A 15388-nucleotide genomic window follows, 5' to 3' on the forward strand; every position below is an offset into this window, starting at 1 on the left:
CCCTGCTCGGGAGCTCTTACTGTCTGAAAGTATCAATACGGAGAGAGAGGGATTCGAACCCTCGCACCGCTTACGCAGTCTAACCCCTTAGCAGAGGGTCCCCTTATAGCCACTTGGGTATCTCTCCAAGTAAATGGCTCCCCGAACAGGACTCGAACCTGTGACAACTCGATTAACAGTCGAGTGCTCTACCAACTGAGCTATCAGGGAACATTACATGAACAAGGAATAATTTATCATGATTTCGTGATCTAGTCAAGCGGTTTCAATTGCTGGTTCCTAATGCTTTGAGGTGTGGTTCCGTACTCCAATTTGAATTTTTTATAAAAGAAACTCATGCTTTTATATCCGACTTGTTTGGATATCGTCTCAATCGGCATATTCGTATTGACTACCAGTGAATAGGCTGCGTTTAATTTCAGCTTTGCTACCAGTTGGGTGTAAGTCAGACCCGTTTCCTTCTTTAGTTTGTTGCTCAGATACGTAATATTATAGTTGAATTGATTAGACAGCTTCAGGAGGTTCAGGTCCTCGTAGTTCTCTTCCATATAACTGAGGATGGCAGTGATGTTCGTGTCTCCCTTTTGGGCAGCATCAAAATTATGCTCACTTTCCAACACTCTGACGAGTTCACCGAATACGATCTGCAAATAAACTGGAATTAACTCCATGGCATCCTGATTTTCTGAAAAATACTCGATAAGGATTCTGCGCATCATGTATTGCAGGTTCTCATTATGTTGCGACTGAAAGATAATGAAATGATTATGGTGCTGGCTTTGTAGAACTGAGTTGGCAAGAAACTCCCCAATTAAGCTTTTTTTCTTGGACAGCCGCTGCAGAAATAGTGAGGAGATGGTTTCCCTTTGCAGCAAAATATTAATAAGAATATCGTCTTCATCCAACGGGGCGATACTGTGCGGCACATCCTTATCCAGAATACATACTTGCCCTTCGCTAAGCCGGATCTCTTTTCCTTCGATTACCTGGCTGCATCCGCCGGAATACACATAATTCAGCTCAATAAATTCATGCACATGCTCGCGCATCGGTGCGAATCTGTTGTGCTTTCTAATATAAATATCGTGCTCCCGAAAAAAAAAGGAGGCAGGCATACGATAGATCTTCAGCTTTTGATCGAAATACCGCTCATCTCCCACTTCTTCCGAAAGATCGTTGATATTCTCGTTGCTGGCTTGCTGTAAAAGTTCAATTTCCGTTTTTGTCCTTAACAGCCGATCCAAATCACACATGTTCATGAGCTCTGCCTCCTTCGAATGTAATACTAAAGAAAAAGCCGGGTGAGACGGGGAGCCTGCCTTATTCCACTAATTTTGCAGTGTGGCCTGAGCTGCTCTCCCTCTCCCCCTGATGGCGATTGCCAGGCAAACGAGTGAAGCTGCAATGAATACGATCGCTGAGACCAAGAAGGAGAATGCAGCCGTTGAATTTCCGAACATTGTGCCGATGAACTTGTTTACATAAGGCGAAGAGAACGCCCCCAGGTTTGAGCCTACCATCGCAATTGAAATGGATACCGTTTCCCCGCCCTTAGGAACAATCTTCGTTAACACTGTGAAGATATAAGGAATAAACAGCGCAAAGCTGAAACCGATAATGAGCATCGCAATAGTTACCGTGAACATATTCTCTGCAAACCAAAGCAGCAGAAAACCGGCTGCAGTCAATAAGCTGGAGAAGAAGGGTGCGTAATCTTTTAACCCTTTATATATTTTACCGAAAAAGAACCCTGCAATCATGCTCGCCAACGAGAACAAGGTTAACGCAGTACCCAGGAAGTCAGCATTGGCTATATTCTTGTCAGAAATCACAATGCCTGTTTTGGTATAAATGATCATCACAAATGTCATAAACAGAAAGAGCGCACCCGCCAGTCCTAGTACAGGCATGGAGATTTTCCCTTTGGTTTGAACCGGCCCCTTGGAGCTTTCTGCCAGACGCTCTTCTTGCTGAGGCTCCGGAATGATCACAAAAAACAGCAATGCAATCGGAATTGCAATGGCGTAGCACAAAAATGCGAATTTCCAGTCAATCAGAGCCAGTTGTCCGGCCACAAAGGTAGCTACGGTGCTGCCAAGACCTTGAACCGCGCTTTGAAAGCCGACCAATTGCGCGCGTTCATCCCCATCGAAAAAATCACTGATCAAGCTGACAGCCAGAGAATTGAACATCCCGAGTCCGGCGCCAAGCACCAAGCGTGAGATTAGAATATAGGTAATATTATTGACGAACATCGGAACAATTCCGCCTATGACAACCAGCAATAATCCTAACATTACCGTATTTCTTTTGCCCACCCGGGAAGAGAGCGGACCGCTCAGCAGTACAAACAGCATCATGGAAAACGAAGGAATCGTAACAACACTCTCAATCAGTGAATTTTCCACATCCGGCATGCTCTGCAGCATCATGGGAATGACAGCCGAGACCGCACTCGCTGAGGTAAGTACCAAAGAAATCGACAACAGCGCCGCTTTGAATAAAGCTTTATTCTTCATATTCATTATACCTTCATCCTTCGTCATCATTTGGTTGTTACCGCCGGGACAAGTGCTGTCTGCTGATAGCTGTAAGTGAAAGAATAATCGCCTGATCCCACAGTAAACGTGATTTCATTTGTTCCGTTAACCTGGATAGTTGCTCTTTCTTCTGCCGCAATTTGTCCCGCAAGCTCTGCAGGCACATATACGGGCGGATGCTGAATCGTTGGATAAAGTGCGAGTACGGCTTGTTGCAGCGAATCCGGCTCGGCAACACCGGGCAGTGTAACCTCTGCCGTTGTATTATGCGGAACATGCACCGTCAATGTCAGCTGGTCATCAGCGATTTGCCAACGGACTGCAAGCAGGCCATAAGGTGTCTCCAGTTTGCCTTTGGCTGAAGTAAGCCCCAATGCGGGTTTGGGAGCAATCCGCGATTTTTTATATCCAGGCTCAATCAGATCGATTCCGGCAATATTCCGGTACATGAAATCCCCGACCGAACCATACGAATAGTGATTAAATGAATTCATGTCCGTGCTCCAGAACGATCCATCTGCCTTGATACTGTCCCAATGCTCCCACATCGTGGTCGCTCCCTGCTCTACCTGGTAAAGCCATGACGGGTAATCCTTCTGGAACAACAAGGTATAGGCCACATCCGTATAACCATTGTCTGACAGTACCAGGCACAGATAGGGAGTTCCCACGAACCCGGTATCCAAATGCATGCCTTTTTTCTCAATTAAGCGAACGAGTTCTTTGGCAACCTGCTTCTTGTACTTATCGGGTACCAGTCCGAAATACAGGGCAACAACCTGGGCCGTCTGCGTGTTGGAGCTTAGCTGTCCGTTGTCATCAAAATAACGGTTAACAAAAGCAGCCTTAATCCCTTCGTGCACGGTTTTGTACGTATTGTAGTCGGTATAATGGTTCAACAACTTGGCAGTCTCCGCTATAATTCCTGTTGAATAAGCAAAATAAGCTGTCGCCACCAGCGTTCCGTCTGTTGCCCCCATAAAGCTGCCTTCTTCGTTGTCAAGAGCCAGCCAATCTGCAAGCTGCAATCCGGTATCCCAGAGGTATTCGTCTTCCCCCTGTCCACGAACATAATCGACCCAGGCTTTCATACTCTCATACTGCTGCGCTAGAATTTGTTTATCACCATAACATTGGTAGATCGTCCACGGACAGATTACCGCCGCATCTCCCCAGGCTGCCGTTGTTTTGGACATATTGTCGGCAAAGGTTCCTTTGAGAATATCCGGCACCACGAAAGGAACCGCGCCATCCTCCAGCTGATTATAAGCCAAGTCTTTCAGCCACTTCCCGAAGAATGGGGCAACATTCATATTAAAGCTCGCTGTTCTTGCGAAAATCTGCGCATCCCCGGTCCAACCCAGCCGTTCATCCCGCTGCGGGCAATCCGTTGGAACATCCAGGAAGTTTCCTTTTTGCCCCCACACAATGTTGTGCTGCAACTGATTGATCTTCGGATCAGAGGTTTCGAAGGTTCCTATGGATTCCATCCCCGAATGCAGAACGACACCGGTGAAATCATCAACATCAACAGAGTCAGGGAATCCTTCCAATTTGACATATTGAAAGCCCTGAAAGGTAAAATGCGGACGATACGTCTCGGTACCATTCCCGCTGCAAATATAAGTTATCTTCTGCGCAGCATCGCGAATATTATCCCTGTAGAAATCCCCCTGCTGATCAAGTACTTCACCGTGAACCAGAGTCAGAATCGTCCCTTGTGGTGCCTGCACTTTGAATTCCAGCCATCCGACCATGTTCTGACCCAGGTTAAGCACCTGCTCCCCCTTGGGCGTCCGAAGCAACTCAACAGGCTTCAGTCTATTCATCACACGAACAGGCTCATTCTCCTGTGCAGTCAGATGCTTTTTAGGGAACGGGAGTGTTTGCATGCGTCTGCGCTCTCCGGGGAGCTCAGTTTCAAGTACTGCTTGCTCCAGTCTGGCATCATACATCTCACCGTTATAAATATCCGACATCAGAATGGCGCACTGATCTTCCTCCCATGTGCTATCAGAGCATACCAGCTCAGAGCCACCATCTTCGTAATCAATCCGCATCTGCAGCAGCAGGGCATTGGTATTTCCGTAAGTATCTTTACGTTTGTGCCATCCGAGATAACCGCTATACCAGCCTTCTCCTACAGTTGCCCTAATCCGGTTCTCTTGCCGCTCTTTGAGGGCCCCGGTCACTTCATAGGTCTGGACCTGGAGGCGATCGTTGTAGTCCGTCCACCCCGGTGTAAAGTAAGCGTCGCCAATTCGTTCACCGTTTAACTCCAGCTCATACAGGCCAAGGCTCGTCGCATAGATGACTGCCTTTTCCACTTTTCGCTCTACATCAAAGCGCTTGGAACAAGCGAAAGGTGCACGCGTCCCAGACTCCTCATTCTGCTTGCGCTCTTTTACCGTAATCCATTGCGCTGCCCAATCCTCTTCACTCAAAAGCCCCATTTCCCAGAATCCGGTTTCACTCCAACCAGATTCTTCGGATGACGTGTCTCCCGCTCCCCGGACCCATACCTTAACACGGTAATAATATCTTTGCCCTGACTGAAGCGGCGGCCCTTCATACGGAAAAAGAATTGATTGGTCCGAATAGGTGTAGTGGTTCCACAGCAATGTTGCAAATTCCGGATCAACAGCCACCTGCACTTGAAATCTCTCCTGTGTAATATATATTTCCCCGGAATCAATCTGCCAGCTGAAACGCGGGTGCCTACACCCCAGTCCAATCGGATTATTCAAATACTCGCATCGTAGCGCTTTCACTTCAAGCATCCCAATTTCCTCCTTCTGCTCACTCATTTCTCTCTATATATAGTAAAACGCTTTCTTGGGAGTCCTGACAATGTTATATCCATGCATGTTATATGCTCGATTTACAGGTGTCACAGCACTCCTTTCCGTTAACGGAAGGGAGTGTTGTGACCGGAGGAGGGACGTAGACAAGGGGAAGCAGACCTTGTCCGAATCATTTGGGAGGCAGAAACAAAAAGCAGCAACCGGAGAAACGGTTGCTGCGCGGACTGCGACAGGATGGATTCATATATAGCAAATGATATAAAGCAAAGGGCTACACTTAGGCATCGTTCTGAATCCATTCTCCATCCAGCGGAAGGGCAACACGGTCCAGCAGCCCCTCCTGCTGCAAGCGTGCTTTAAGCAAGTCACGTGTAACCAGACAATGATTAATGGCATCCATATGGACGGCGATGACGGATGTTTCAGGGGCATAATGGCATAAATCAACGACATCCTGATCATTCATTGTAATATGCCCTCCCGCTATGAACTGCGCGCCTCCGGCATTGACAATGACCGCTTCCGGACTATACTCGTCCAAGGCTTGTTTGACCTCCGCGCACCAGATGGTGTCTCCGGCCAAATACAGCACAGGCTCACCTTCAGCCTGAAAGATAAAACCGGATACCTTGCCCATCCGCTCTCCGATCTCTCCTGTTCCATGCCGGCCTGCGGTTCGTGTCAGGGTCACCCCCCGGAACGTTAATGCAGCGTTGTCTTGTACCACGGTGATATTGCCGAACCCTTGGGCAGCGATTGTCTCCTGATCCCCATCCTGGCATAACAGCGGGATCTCATGCGGCAAAAGTGACACCGCCGCCGCATCCCAGTGATCCTGATGCAGATGTGTAACCAGCACAGCATCCGGTGAAAGCCACTGCTGAACCGGCCCCGGCAAAGGAACGAGCGGATTTCTGCGGTCATTCTCCGTATTCACAATCGGCGGATTGGCTCCCTGTTCGCTGAGCATCGGGTCGATCAGGAAGGTAACACCGCCGTATTCCAGCCATAAGGCCGCATTGCGGATCAATTGAATTTTCATTCTAAACACCTCTTCTTTCCAGCTGTCTTCTGCTACAATTAATTATAAATGGACCTGCGTGCGGAATACATTGTGCCGTGAAAGAGATTGGCCTGTTCTATTTTCATCTGGAAAGGAATTTAACTTATGACCCCCTACCTCATCGACGATACGGATTACCGCATCCTTCAATATCTTATAGAAGACTCCACGCTCAGCCACAAGGACATCGGAGAATATGTTCATATGACGGGGCAGGCGGTAGGCGCACGAATCCGCAGAATGCGGGAATTGGAGATTATCGAAGGTTATACCGTCCGCTGGAACCCGCTCAAAATCGGACAGAGCATCCACGCCTTTATCACCGTGTTCTTAAGCTCCAACGCCGCCCATCCTCCCTTTCAAAAGTTTGCCCTAAACCACAGCAGCGTAGTGGAACTGCACCGGGTCAGCGGGGAAGGCTGCTACTGGATGCGCGTGCGTACCGGGGATCAGGCGGAGCTGAATGGTTTTCTCGACGAACTGCTGGAGTATGGCAATTATCGGATTAATCTGGGTATGAAACAGCTCAAATAACCTGTCGTCATCACCAGGTGGATAGCAGAATAGGTGAACAACAGAATAGGTGAATAGCAAAAACAGCTGATCGGCAATAACGCCAAACAGCTGTTTATTGCTGCATATTTTTCGCAAATACCAGCCGCCCTCCGCTGAACATTAATAGAGTGACTCTGTGAAAGGTCTCTACCTCTACCCCTACCTCTACCTGCTGCATTCTATACAATAGATTTGCCTCTCAGCCGTCTGAATCGGCGTTCTGCTGTATTCTGTGCAATAGAATTTGGCCAGTGCCCCTGATTTCCGGAGAAGTGACGGATTCTGCTGCACGAAATACAATAGATTGCTATTTGCAGGCCAAAAGTAAGAAATCTGCTGTATCTTTTGCAGTAGAAAGCCTTTAGGTTCCCGTTATGCTTGGGCTATTATCACTGTTCTAAGCTAGCCTCCAGCAGACTACCGGAGCATTGACAAAATACCTGCCGCGCAGGATAGTTAACTCATTCACCCGCTGCTTCGGCGACGGAACCACTCATTATCATTATTGGAGGCCAGCATGAATCATAAAATTGATCCGCCCAAAATCGCCGACCCGCTCTCTCTGCCAGTGCAGCAAGTGTTCTCCCTGGAGTCCAAAGAGGAGTTCAGCCTCTGCGCCATCAGCGATACCTTCATTGAATATCAGGAAGCGTCCAAGGTATCCTTCGATAAAGTACTGTTCAAAAATGTCACGATTACCGAGTCCACACTCCGTGCTGTCGAGCTAACGGATGTGATCTTTGAAAACTGCGATCTGTCCAACGTCGATTTCAGCGAAGCCTTCATTCACCGGACTGAGTTCAAGCTGTGTAAAATGATCGGAACCGACTTTACCAGAGCAAGATTCCAGAATGTCCGTGTGACGGACTGCATAGGGGACTTCGCCAGCTTCCGGTTCGGAAACTTCAAACAAACGGCCTTCGAGAACAGTTCATTGAACAGCGCCGACTTCTATCAATCCAGCTTCAATAAAATGTCGTTCTCAGTCTGCAAAATCGATCAGGCGGTAATGGCAGGCTCCAAATTAAGAGATATCGACTTAAGCGACTGCGAATTCAGCGGCCTGAATGTGGATATTGAAGATCTGCCGGGCTGTATTATTTCCGCAGATCAGGCGGCTTCTTTTGCCGGGCTGCTGGGCCTCGTCATTAAGTAGACTGCCCATTCCCTAGTTCAAGTGCTACCAGCTTCAGCTTGCCGGCACATTTGCCGCAGCGGTAGCGCTTCGGGTCAGCCTTGCGCTTGCGCGGATATTCCATGGCACAGTCGGTGCACACGAGCTTATACCGGTAAGGCTGCGGCTTGCGGGCCTTGGCTCCCGGCAGCGCTCCGCAGTAACGGCTTCCGCCGACCTGGGCCAGCAGGCTTTTGAAATCGGCATCCCGGTGCATATATCCCCGCTTCGCCAGATGCAGATGGTAGTGGCAGAGCTCATGCTTGATGATCTTCTCCGTCTCATCACGTCCATACATCGCCAGCTGCTGCGGGTTAATCTCTATATTATGGCTTTTGGTAAAATATCGTCCGCCTGTTGTCGTAAGTCTGTTGTTAAAGCTTGCTTTGTGCCGGAATGGCACGCCAAAGCTGCCCAGCGACACCTGCTCGATCCACAGCTGCAGCTCTTCGTTACTCATAGTCGTCATAGCGTTTCTCACAGGTCCTCTCCACAGGAAATAAGATCTCTACTTGAATTGTAACTTGCCCATAGGCTAAACTGTCAAGAAGGAAGACAAGTCCGGAGGGAGAATGACGTATGCCGAAAATGCGGTATGTAATTTTGCAGCAGAAACAGGAATTGCAGTTTGTGGAAATGCCGGAGGAATATGCGTACCAGTTGAGTGCGCTTAATCTCCGCCTCAATAAAGAGATCGACAAGCTGACGGCGGACAATGTGCCGAACCTGCCGCTGGCCATCGCGGAATGTGATTCGCTGGATCTGCTGCGCGAGGGGTATACGCTGGAGTCGGGGCTTGCGTACATCAACCGGCTGGAGAGCGCTTTTTCCTCTATTCAGGAGAATAATTATCCGCTGATCTCGCTGCTGACGGAAATCCGTGCGCTGCAGGCACAGCTGGAACAGTGGTACGAAGAGGAAGAAGAAGGTATTCATTAAATTGTAGCCTTCGCCGCACCTTTGGGCACTCCTTCCCATATGCTGTACATAGGAAGCATGCCAGAGGAGGGGTACACTTGCCACAGTGGCTCTGCCATCAGCTCATGAAGGCTTATTTCAAAAAGGACCGCCGTCAGATCAAGCTGCTGAACGAATGCTGGTTTTTTTACCGCAATTCCGCCGAATCCCGTGATTCTGTACCTAGAGAAGTATAGAGTTATATTGCAATTCAGGTGTGTGTGAAGATCAAAAGCCACGATTACCGTCAGGGTAGCCGTGGCTTTTGGTTTGTGAAAATCCTCAGGCGCTTACATTGCCGCAAGCACGCTGCTTCATCCGTCTATGATTTTAGAACATCGGGAAAACGTACCTCACCAGGAAGAACAGGATTCCGAATATGATAATAATATACGCCGCGTATTTAATAAAGGTGGATGCGACAACGCTGGAATCCGATTTCTTGTGTACCTCCGTGCGTTCTACTTCAACACTTCTGTCCTTATAGTTCGGTTCCATCATCAATCTCTCCTTTCGATTCTCAAGGCTGGTATAGCATCCATTAACCCCGCCTTTTCCTGCTTGAAACAAATAGCCGCATCCCCACAAAGCCAGGATATACCCGGTCAGCGGAGATGCGGCTTCATTATTGTATGTTAAAAAAATCAGTTAAAACTGCGGTGGGAAGGCCAGGAGCCTTGCAGCTTGCGGACCAGCACAATCTGTCCGGTGTGGTAGGAATCATGCAGAATCAGGCTCATCACTTCTTCACCCGGAGCATGGCCCGAGCCGCCCCAGTCGTAGATGCCTTCCTCCAGCGCCTCAATCACTTCCCGCAGTGAAGCATGGATGGACTTTAGCTTGGCAACCGCCTGTTCCCACGCTTCTTCCCCGCTTGCTGTTACGGTAAACGTGGCGTCGTTGCTCTCTGCATCCGGCAGCTGCGGCAGACCTTTGAGCTTATTCAGCAAACGTTCCTTGTAATAGGTCAGATGGTTGACCGTCTCCCAGATGGAGTTGCCCGCTTCCCCCGGCTTCCAGCTGGCCTGAATGCTATCCACACCCTGCAGCGCATCACTTAGCGGCGGCGCCCAATCCTCGACATCCATGGCATAATCCCAGTTTTGCAGCAAAACATCGCTAATCTTATTCTGCATGTTTTACCTCCTCAAAGTATTGTGAGCAATGTAACCACTCAAAGCTCCGATAACCGTTACACAAGAAATTTAGCATATTCAAGCGAAGGATTCAAGTAACTAGCAAAAATGATTTTTAACTGTTACAATCAAAGGAAAGAGAAGGCTGCGGAAGGATGGATGAACCGTGCTGTGGGAGGATTTCATTAACAGCTATTGGCGGGATTGGCGGACAGGCGACCGCAGCAAGGACCGGGACAGGCTGGAGGATCAGGAATGGCTGGAGAAGTGGCTGGAGAAGTGGCTGGAGCAGCAATCATTGCAGGTAACATCGCCGCCGGAGCCTGATGAACTGGAGCAATTGAAGCAGCTGCGCGGCCTGTTGTGGGGCGAAGTGCAGAAGCTCGTGCAAGGCAATAGCGCAGATGCCAAGCTGCTGGAGCAACTGAATATGTATATGGGCAAAGGGCCAGCGATTAGACAAGTAGTCTGGAAGCCGGACGGACGGGCCGAGCTCTCTCTTCTGCCGCAACGCAACGACTGGGAACAGGTTATGGCCGAGATTGCCACTTCTTTTGCTGCTGCCCTGCTGGAGAAGGAAACCTCCCGTTTCCGCATCTGCGACAATCCTGACTGCCTCTGGGTCTACTACGACGATACCCGCAACCGCTCCAAGCGCTACTGCGACGACAAGCTCTGCGGCAATCTGATGAAGGTGCGCCGCTTCCGGGCACGAAAAAAAGCAGAAGACGCCGGGGATGCCGGGGACCATGTTAAATGATAGGAGGATGGTCACCAGATCGAATCCACTCCAATCATACTTAAGCCAATAAGCCGCCTTATATGGCACACATAAACAAGGTTAAATCCAACCTAAAAAGTTTGCTGAAATGACCATGCGTATAGGGGGCTACGCGCTATTTGGGCAAACCGTGTTGGAGTATTTGGATTTCAATTTACGCTCTCCGTAGGGAGCGAATAATGCGCGCGTGGTTATCTTCCATCCAAACGTGTTTCAATCAACGTTCCCGCACGGGGAGCGACACTGCCAAATAATGTGAGACTGCCTGTCACGTCTATGTTTCAATCCACGCTCCCGCGTGGGGAGCGACTCACTTGGCAAACTTGGCAGTTCTGATCCTGCGGCGTTTCAATCCACGCTCCCGCGTGGGGAGCGACATGGCTTAACCGTGAGGATCGCCCGCTCATAAGGACTGGTTTCAATCCACGCTCCCGCGCAGGGAGCGACGTTAATTAAAGACCTTTATTACTGCGACAGGGTCGTTTCAATCCACGCTCCCGCACGGGGAGCGACTAGAGCTGTTCCATCAAGCTAAACAGGGCCGCATTGTTTCAATCCACGCTCCCGTACGGGGAGCGACAGTAGCAGAGTTATGAATAAACAACTGCCCAAGGGGAGTTTCAATCCACGCTCCCGTACGGGGAGCGACAGTTCACCCGAAAACCCTTACTACGTAAGGGTTCAAACAGCTAAAAGTGCGAACCACTCAAAATATAGATACTACATCACAAGTATATTCTGCAAAATTTACGAATTACCTTCTAACACCAAGGGTGCGAATCTCCCAGAGATTCCATGTGCGCTTCAGGTTCGCACTTTTCAGACTATCAGAGAAGAATTGATTTAAGAAGAGGACCATGCTAAGACAGGAAATGGATTGTACGAGGGTACAAAACGAAGACATACAAAAAAACTGACGCTTCATTCTTCAATTTCTATAATTCCTTTTTCTTTTTCGAACTGTTCTATTTGTTGTTCGATTAGATACTCTATCTGCATAGCAATGGACCGCTTGTTTCGGTCTGCGATATATTTGATTTTACTGAAATTTTCATCCTTTAACCGTAAAGTAAACACTCTTTTATCCGTAGCCATATATTTATTACTCCCTAAAAGTGATGTCATTATTGTATCATTGTGAAATTCGCACTCATACATTCACATTGACACCTAAGTGATGTCACTATATAATTAAATATATACATTCCATTTCATTTTTTTGTCGGAGGAACAATCATGGCTGATATAGAGCACGCTTTTAATCAATTTCTATCCATACGTATGGACTACATCGATAAGTCAATTTTGTCTCAGTCCGATGAATATAAGCACCTAATTGGTGATTGCAACCGGATTTTTTTAGATTTACTAACCAAGTTGCCTGAAGATTGTAAAGATACTCTTCAAAATTATGATACAGCCACCACCCTCCTTCAAGGGATTGCAGAAGTATTAATGTACAAACAAGGATTACATGATGGCATTAGTCTTAATCGACTTTCAGCCGATACCTAGTTTTATAGAGTGTTATTTTCTTTTTCAAGATACCACAGTACATAATATCAATCCTGCATGGGGAGATACACTCCTCCTAATAATTCATATAAAAGCACTTAGTTTTCATCAGTTTTTTTGTCTAACCCTTATCTTTATCCTTACCTTATCCTTACCATTCCCTCGTCCTAATGCTCTTCCTTCACTCTGTCCTGCTCCAGCTCCGCCTCAATTTCCTGATCGCTGACATACTCATCGCCGGCTGTAAGGCCAAGCTTCTCCTTGATTTTCTGCATGTCGTCATGAATTTCTTTCGTTCTGACGTGTATGCTGAGCAATAAACCAAACCCTACTGCAAACAATACCAGTATCCCGTATGGACCCAAAAAAATGGTTAATACCACAGCAGCCAAAATCGCGAGTATCGTTCCAACTATCATCATGTTCAGCTATCCCCTTCAGGTTCATTTCGGCTCTGCCTGTTTTCCGCTTCAACCTCCCGTTCAATCATATTTATTCATCCTGAACTTTGTTTATTTATGGGAATTTTAACATTGGTTTCTCAACCTCAGCAACGCAGATTTTCCTATACTCAAAAAACATCAGCTATTGCGTCAATAATCAAAACAGCCGCCCTTCACTTGCAAGGGCGGCTCATTTATTTGCAATATTACGACTCTTGAACCACTGTCTCCGGTTGCTCCTCTAGCTTCAGCTTCTCCACCTGAATCGTGGTCGAGAAGAAGGTGGCGCCGCGGCCCATGTCGCTGAGCCGGTCCGGTGTCAGAACATTGACCCGCTGCGGGCCGTCTTCCCCTTCCCACCAGAGGCCTTGGCTGATCGCGGTGCCGGGCAGCATTTTGTCGGTCACAACGGCCTTCAGCACGATTTCGCCCCGGCCATTATAGACCTTCACTCTGTCACCGTCACGGATGGAGCGGGCTTCGGCATCCAGCGGGTGGATCTGCAGCATCGGCCCTTTCTCCATCCGCTGATGTTTCTCCACATTGGCAAAGGTGCCGTTCAGGAAATTATGGTTCGGCGGCGAGATGAAGTTCAGCGGGTACGGATCGTCTGCACGGGGACGACGTACACCGTCATATCCTTCCTTCAGCGGTTCGTAAACAGGCAGGGGCGAGAGGCCCTCCGCCTTAAGTGTTGAAGAATACAGCTCGATTTTGCCTGATGGCGTGGGCAGCTTATCCAGAAAGTTCTCCCGCGCCGTCAGATCCAGCTTCACATGGCGCTCGGCCTGCAGCCGCTCCAGCGTGATACCGTTCAGGTACGGGTTGGCCGGATTGTCCAGCGCTTCGCGGATCATTTCGTCCTCGCTTTGACTGAAGGCCTCCTCGTCAAACCCCATCGCCCGGCCCAGCAGCGAAAACAGCTCAAAGTTGCTTTTGCACTCTCCCGGTGCCGCTAGAACCGGCTCCTGGAGCTGCATATAGTGATGCCAGTAGGAGGCATACAGATCGGTATTCTCGAACGAAGCTGTTGACGGCAGCACGATATCGGCATACTTCGCGGTGTCGGTCATGAACAGCTCATGCACCACGGTGAACAGATCCTCCCGCTGCATGCCGGCGCGCACCCGGTCCGCTTCCGGAGCCACTACCACAGGATTGCTGCAGAATACAAACAACGCCTTCACCGGCTGCTCGGTCATCTCCAGCGCCTGGGCCAGCCGGTTCATGTTGATGCTCCGCGCCCGCGGATTAGGGCGCAGCTTCGGCCGTTCCAGCGCCCGGGCATTAAGTGCATTATAGGCGCCGTTGTACTTCAGCGCACCGCCGCCTTTTTTCAGCCATTGGCCGGTCAGGGCGGGCAGGCAGCTGATGCTGCGCACGTTCATCCCGCCGTTGTCATGATGCTGCAGGCCGTTGCCGATCCGGATGTAAGACACATTGGCTTCGCCGTACATCCGTGCAAGCTGCTCCAGGTCATCCACAGGGACGCCGGTAATATCCGAGACAGTCTGCGGAGGATACAGCTGCGCCTGCTGGCGCAGCTCCTCATGCCCCAACGTATAACGGGCCAGAAAATCTTCATCCACCAGCTTGTCGCGGAACAGGATGTGCATAATCCCCAGCGCCAGCGCACTGTCCGTTCCCGGATGGAGCTGGATAAACCAGTCGCCCCACTGGGCCGTGCGATTGTGGTGAACATCAATAACAATAACCCTCGCCCCGCGCTTGCGCGCTTGTTCTGCCAGCACCACCTGGTGCATATTCGTACTGACGATGTTAGCCCCCCAGATAATAATCAGGTCGGCGTTCACCGTATCCTCCGGATTTAATCCGCCCTTGAAGCCCATCGTATGTTTCCAGCCTTCATTTCCGGCGGATGCACATATGGTCAGCTCCAACCGGCTCGCGCCAAGCGCATTAAAGAAACGGCGGTTCATCCCCTCCACACTGAGGAAGCCCATATTGCCGTAAAAGTTATAAGGGAGGATGCTCTCGGAGCCGAACTCTTCGCTCACCGAGCGAAGCTTCCGGGCAATTTCGGCAATGGCCTCATCCCAGCTGATCGGCACAAAAGCTCCCTCCCCTTTAGGGCCAACCCGCTTCAGCGGCTGTGTCAGCCGGTCCGGATGCTGCGTCCATTCTCCTGCATGCCGCACCTTGTTGCAAATCGCTCCTTTGGTCACCGGATGCTCCGGGTTGCCCTCTATCTTGACGAGCTTTCCGTCCTTTTTGTGCAGCAGCAGCCCGCAGGTATCCGGACAATCGAGCGGGCATACCGCGGGAAAGACTCCGTCCTGTATGTTCTTCATGTCAGCTCTCTCCCATCGCTTATAGCAAACGTTAAGATCATAGCTTAATCATACACTAGGGCTACGGGCATGAACAGAGTGCCTAAATAAATCCCCATTGGAAAAGTG

16 protein-coding genes, 2 tRNA genes and 1 CRISPR repeat array are annotated in these 15388 nt (G+C 49.4%); of the genes, 6 read left to right on the forward strand and 12 right to left on the reverse strand.

Annotated features, from left to right (window positions below; translation table 11 throughout):
- Positions 1-38: 38 nt before the first annotated feature.
- The 6 genes from ACQ76X_RS20145 to ACQ76X_RS20170 all read right to left on the reverse strand — a co-directional run bounded on the left by ACQ76X_RS20145 (position 39) and on the right by ACQ76X_RS20170 (position 6386).
- A tRNA-Ser gene (locus ACQ76X_RS20145) sits at positions 39-127 on the reverse strand.
- 7 nt (positions 128-134) lie between these two features.
- Positions 135-210 (reverse strand) — tRNA-Asn (locus ACQ76X_RS20150).
- Between the two features lie 41 nt (positions 211-251).
- Positions 252-1259, reverse strand: a complete 1008-nt coding sequence (locus ACQ76X_RS20155) for an AraC family transcriptional regulator (RefSeq protein ID WP_438495623.1) — start codon at positions 1257-1259, stop codon at positions 252-254.
- A gap of 69 nt (positions 1260-1328) precedes the next feature.
- A complete protein-coding gene (locus ACQ76X_RS20160) occupies positions 1329-2525 on the reverse strand; it encodes an MFS transporter (RefSeq protein WP_438495624.1) in 1197 nt (398 codons plus the stop codon).
- A gap of 20 nt (positions 2526-2545) precedes the next feature.
- A complete protein-coding gene (locus ACQ76X_RS20165) occupies positions 2546-5320 on the reverse strand; it encodes a family 78 glycoside hydrolase catalytic domain (protein WP_438495625.1) in 2775 nt (924 codons plus the stop codon).
- Between the two features lie 301 nt (positions 5321-5621).
- A complete protein-coding gene (locus ACQ76X_RS20170; RefSeq protein ID WP_438495626.1) occupies positions 5622-6386 on the reverse strand; it encodes an MBL fold metallo-hydrolase in 765 nt (254 codons plus the stop codon).
- A 126-nt stretch (positions 6387-6512) separates the two neighbouring features.
- On the opposite strand from ACQ76X_RS20170, the gene ACQ76X_RS20175 reads away from it, so the two are divergent.
- Together ACQ76X_RS20175 and ACQ76X_RS20180 are read left to right on the forward strand one after the other, a co-directional pair.
- The gene (locus ACQ76X_RS20175) at positions 6513-6941 is read left to right on the forward strand and encodes an Lrp/AsnC family transcriptional regulator (RefSeq protein ID WP_438495627.1); all 429 of its coding nucleotides are present in this window, start codon (positions 6513-6515) and stop codon (positions 6939-6941) included.
- 538 nt (positions 6942-7479) lie between these two features.
- The gene (locus ACQ76X_RS20180; protein WP_341090400.1) at positions 7480-8118 is read left to right on the forward strand and encodes a pentapeptide repeat-containing protein; all 639 of its coding nucleotides are present in this window, start codon (positions 7480-7482) and stop codon (positions 8116-8118) included.
- Here the strand turns inward: ACQ76X_RS20180 and ACQ76X_RS20185 are convergent.
- Positions 8111-8596, reverse strand: coding sequence for a SprT family protein (locus ACQ76X_RS20185; RefSeq protein ID WP_341119837.1), 486 nt, complete (start codon positions 8594-8596; stop codon positions 8111-8113). The two genes, ACQ76X_RS20180 and ACQ76X_RS20185, sit on opposite strands and share 8 nt — an antisense overlap.
- Before the next feature lie 119 nt (positions 8597-8715).
- Here ACQ76X_RS20185 and ACQ76X_RS20190 point away from each other — a divergent pair, with 119 nt between their 5' ends.
- Entirely contained in the window at positions 8716-9075 is a 360-nt protein-coding gene (locus ACQ76X_RS20190) for a hypothetical protein (RefSeq protein ID WP_038586996.1), read from the forward strand.
- A gap of 77 nt (positions 9076-9152) precedes the next feature.
- The gene (gene cmpA / locus ACQ76X_RS20195) at positions 9153-9290 is read left to right on the forward strand and encodes a cortex morphogenetic protein CmpA (protein ID WP_144024341.1); all 138 of its coding nucleotides are present in this window, start codon (positions 9153-9155) and stop codon (positions 9288-9290) included.
- A 133-nt stretch (positions 9291-9423) separates the two neighbouring features.
- On the opposite strand, the gene ACQ76X_RS20200 is transcribed toward cmpA, so the two are convergent.
- Positions 9424-9594 (reverse strand): hypothetical protein, encoded by a 171-nt coding sequence (locus ACQ76X_RS20200; protein WP_342438723.1) that lies wholly within the window; start codon positions 9592-9594, stop codon positions 9424-9426.
- A 143-nt stretch (positions 9595-9737) separates the two neighbouring features.
- Entirely contained in the window at positions 9738-10229 is a 492-nt protein-coding gene (locus tag ACQ76X_RS20205; RefSeq protein WP_340894381.1) for a DinB family protein, read from the reverse strand.
- A 166-nt stretch (positions 10230-10395) separates the two neighbouring features.
- On the opposite strand from ACQ76X_RS20205, the gene ACQ76X_RS20210 reads away from it, so the two are divergent.
- Complete coding sequence (locus tag ACQ76X_RS20210; protein ID WP_438495628.1) at positions 10396-10989, forward strand: CGNR zinc finger domain-containing protein; 594 nt, start codon at positions 10396-10398, stop codon at positions 10987-10989.
- 231 nt (positions 10990-11220) lie between these two features.
- Positions 11221-11659: a CRISPR direct-repeat array (repeat unit 32 nt; unit sequence GTTTCAATCCACGCTCCCGCGTGGGGAGCGAC).
- Between the two features lie 272 nt (positions 11660-11931).
- Here ACQ76X_RS20210 and ACQ76X_RS20215 read toward each other — a convergent pair.
- Positions 11932-12105, reverse strand: a complete 174-nt coding sequence (locus ACQ76X_RS20215) for a hypothetical protein (RefSeq protein ID WP_038598778.1) — start codon at positions 12103-12105, stop codon at positions 11932-11934.
- 141 nt (positions 12106-12246) lie between these two features.
- Here ACQ76X_RS20215 and ACQ76X_RS20220 point away from each other — a divergent pair, with 141 nt between their 5' ends.
- On the forward strand, positions 12247-12525 hold the full coding sequence (locus tag ACQ76X_RS20220; RefSeq protein ID WP_038586987.1) for a hypothetical protein: 279 nt from the start codon (positions 12247-12249) through the stop codon (positions 12523-12525).
- Between the two features lie 167 nt (positions 12526-12692).
- On the opposite strand, the gene ACQ76X_RS20225 is transcribed toward ACQ76X_RS20220, so the two are convergent.
- Together ACQ76X_RS20225 and ACQ76X_RS20230 are read right to left on the reverse strand one after the other, a co-directional pair.
- Complete coding sequence (locus tag ACQ76X_RS20225) at positions 12693-12947, reverse strand: hypothetical protein (protein ID WP_341090392.1); 255 nt, start codon at positions 12945-12947, stop codon at positions 12693-12695.
- A 227-nt stretch (positions 12948-13174) separates the two neighbouring features.
- Positions 13175-15280 carry a molybdopterin-containing oxidoreductase family protein gene (locus tag ACQ76X_RS20230; protein WP_438495629.1) on the reverse strand — a complete coding sequence of 702 codons (2106 nt, stop codon included), beginning with the start codon at positions 15278-15280 and terminating at the stop codon, positions 13175-13177.
- Positions 15281-15388: the final 108 nt, after the last annotated feature.

This window comes from Paenibacillus sp. IHBB 3054 (genome assembly GCF_051594305.1).
Lineage (GTDB): Bacteria > Bacillota > Bacilli > Paenibacillales > Paenibacillaceae > Paenibacillus_AQ.

Bases quoted from the DNA above. Each gene is read 5' to 3' on its own strand.
- ACQ76X_RS20205 (WP_340894381.1), bottom strand. From the start codon at position 10,229: ATGCAGAATAAGATTAGCGATGTTTTGCTGCAAAACTGGGATTATGCC.
- ACQ76X_RS20170 (WP_438495626.1), bottom strand. From the start codon at position 6,386: ATGAAAATTCAATTGATCCGCAATGCGGCCTTATGGCTGGAATACGGC.
- ACQ76X_RS20200 (WP_342438723.1), bottom strand. From the start codon at position 9,594: ATGATGGAACCGAACTATAAGGACAGAAGTGTTGAAGTAGAACGCACG.
- ACQ76X_RS20225 (WP_341090392.1), bottom strand. From the start codon at position 12,947: ATGATGATAGTTGGAACGATACTCGCGATTTTGGCTGCTGTGGTATTA.
- ACQ76X_RS20215 (WP_038598778.1), bottom strand. From the start codon at position 12,105: ATGGCTACGGATAAAAGAGTGTTTACTTTACGGTTAAAGGATGAAAAT.
- ACQ76X_RS20230 (WP_438495629.1), bottom strand. From the start codon at position 15,280: ATGAAGAACATACAGGACGGAGTCTTTCCCGCGGTATGCCCGCTCGAT.
- ACQ76X_RS20180 (WP_341090400.1), top strand. From the start codon at position 7,480: ATGAATCATAAAATTGATCCGCCCAAAATCGCCGACCCGCTCTCTCTG.
- ACQ76X_RS20190 (WP_038586996.1), top strand. From the start codon at position 8,716: ATGCCGAAAATGCGGTATGTAATTTTGCAGCAGAAACAGGAATTGCAG.
- ACQ76X_RS20160 (WP_438495624.1), bottom strand. From the start codon at position 2,525: ATGAATATGAAGAATAAAGCTTTATTCAAAGCGGCGCTGTTGTCGATT.
- ACQ76X_RS20175 (WP_438495627.1), top strand. From the start codon at position 6,513: ATGACCCCCTACCTCATCGACGATACGGATTACCGCATCCTTCAATAT.
- ACQ76X_RS20185 (WP_341119837.1), bottom strand. From the start codon at position 8,596: ATGAGTAACGAAGAGCTGCAGCTGTGGATCGAGCAGGTGTCGCTGGGC.
- ACQ76X_RS20220 (WP_038586987.1), top strand. From the start codon at position 12,247: ATGGCTGATATAGAGCACGCTTTTAATCAATTTCTATCCATACGTATG.
- ACQ76X_RS20165 (WP_438495625.1), bottom strand. From the start codon at position 5,320: ATGCTTGAAGTGAAAGCGCTACGATGCGAGTATTTGAATAATCCGATT.
- ACQ76X_RS20155 (WP_438495623.1), bottom strand. From the start codon at position 1,259: ATGAACATGTGTGATTTGGATCGGCTGTTAAGGACAAAAACGGAAATT.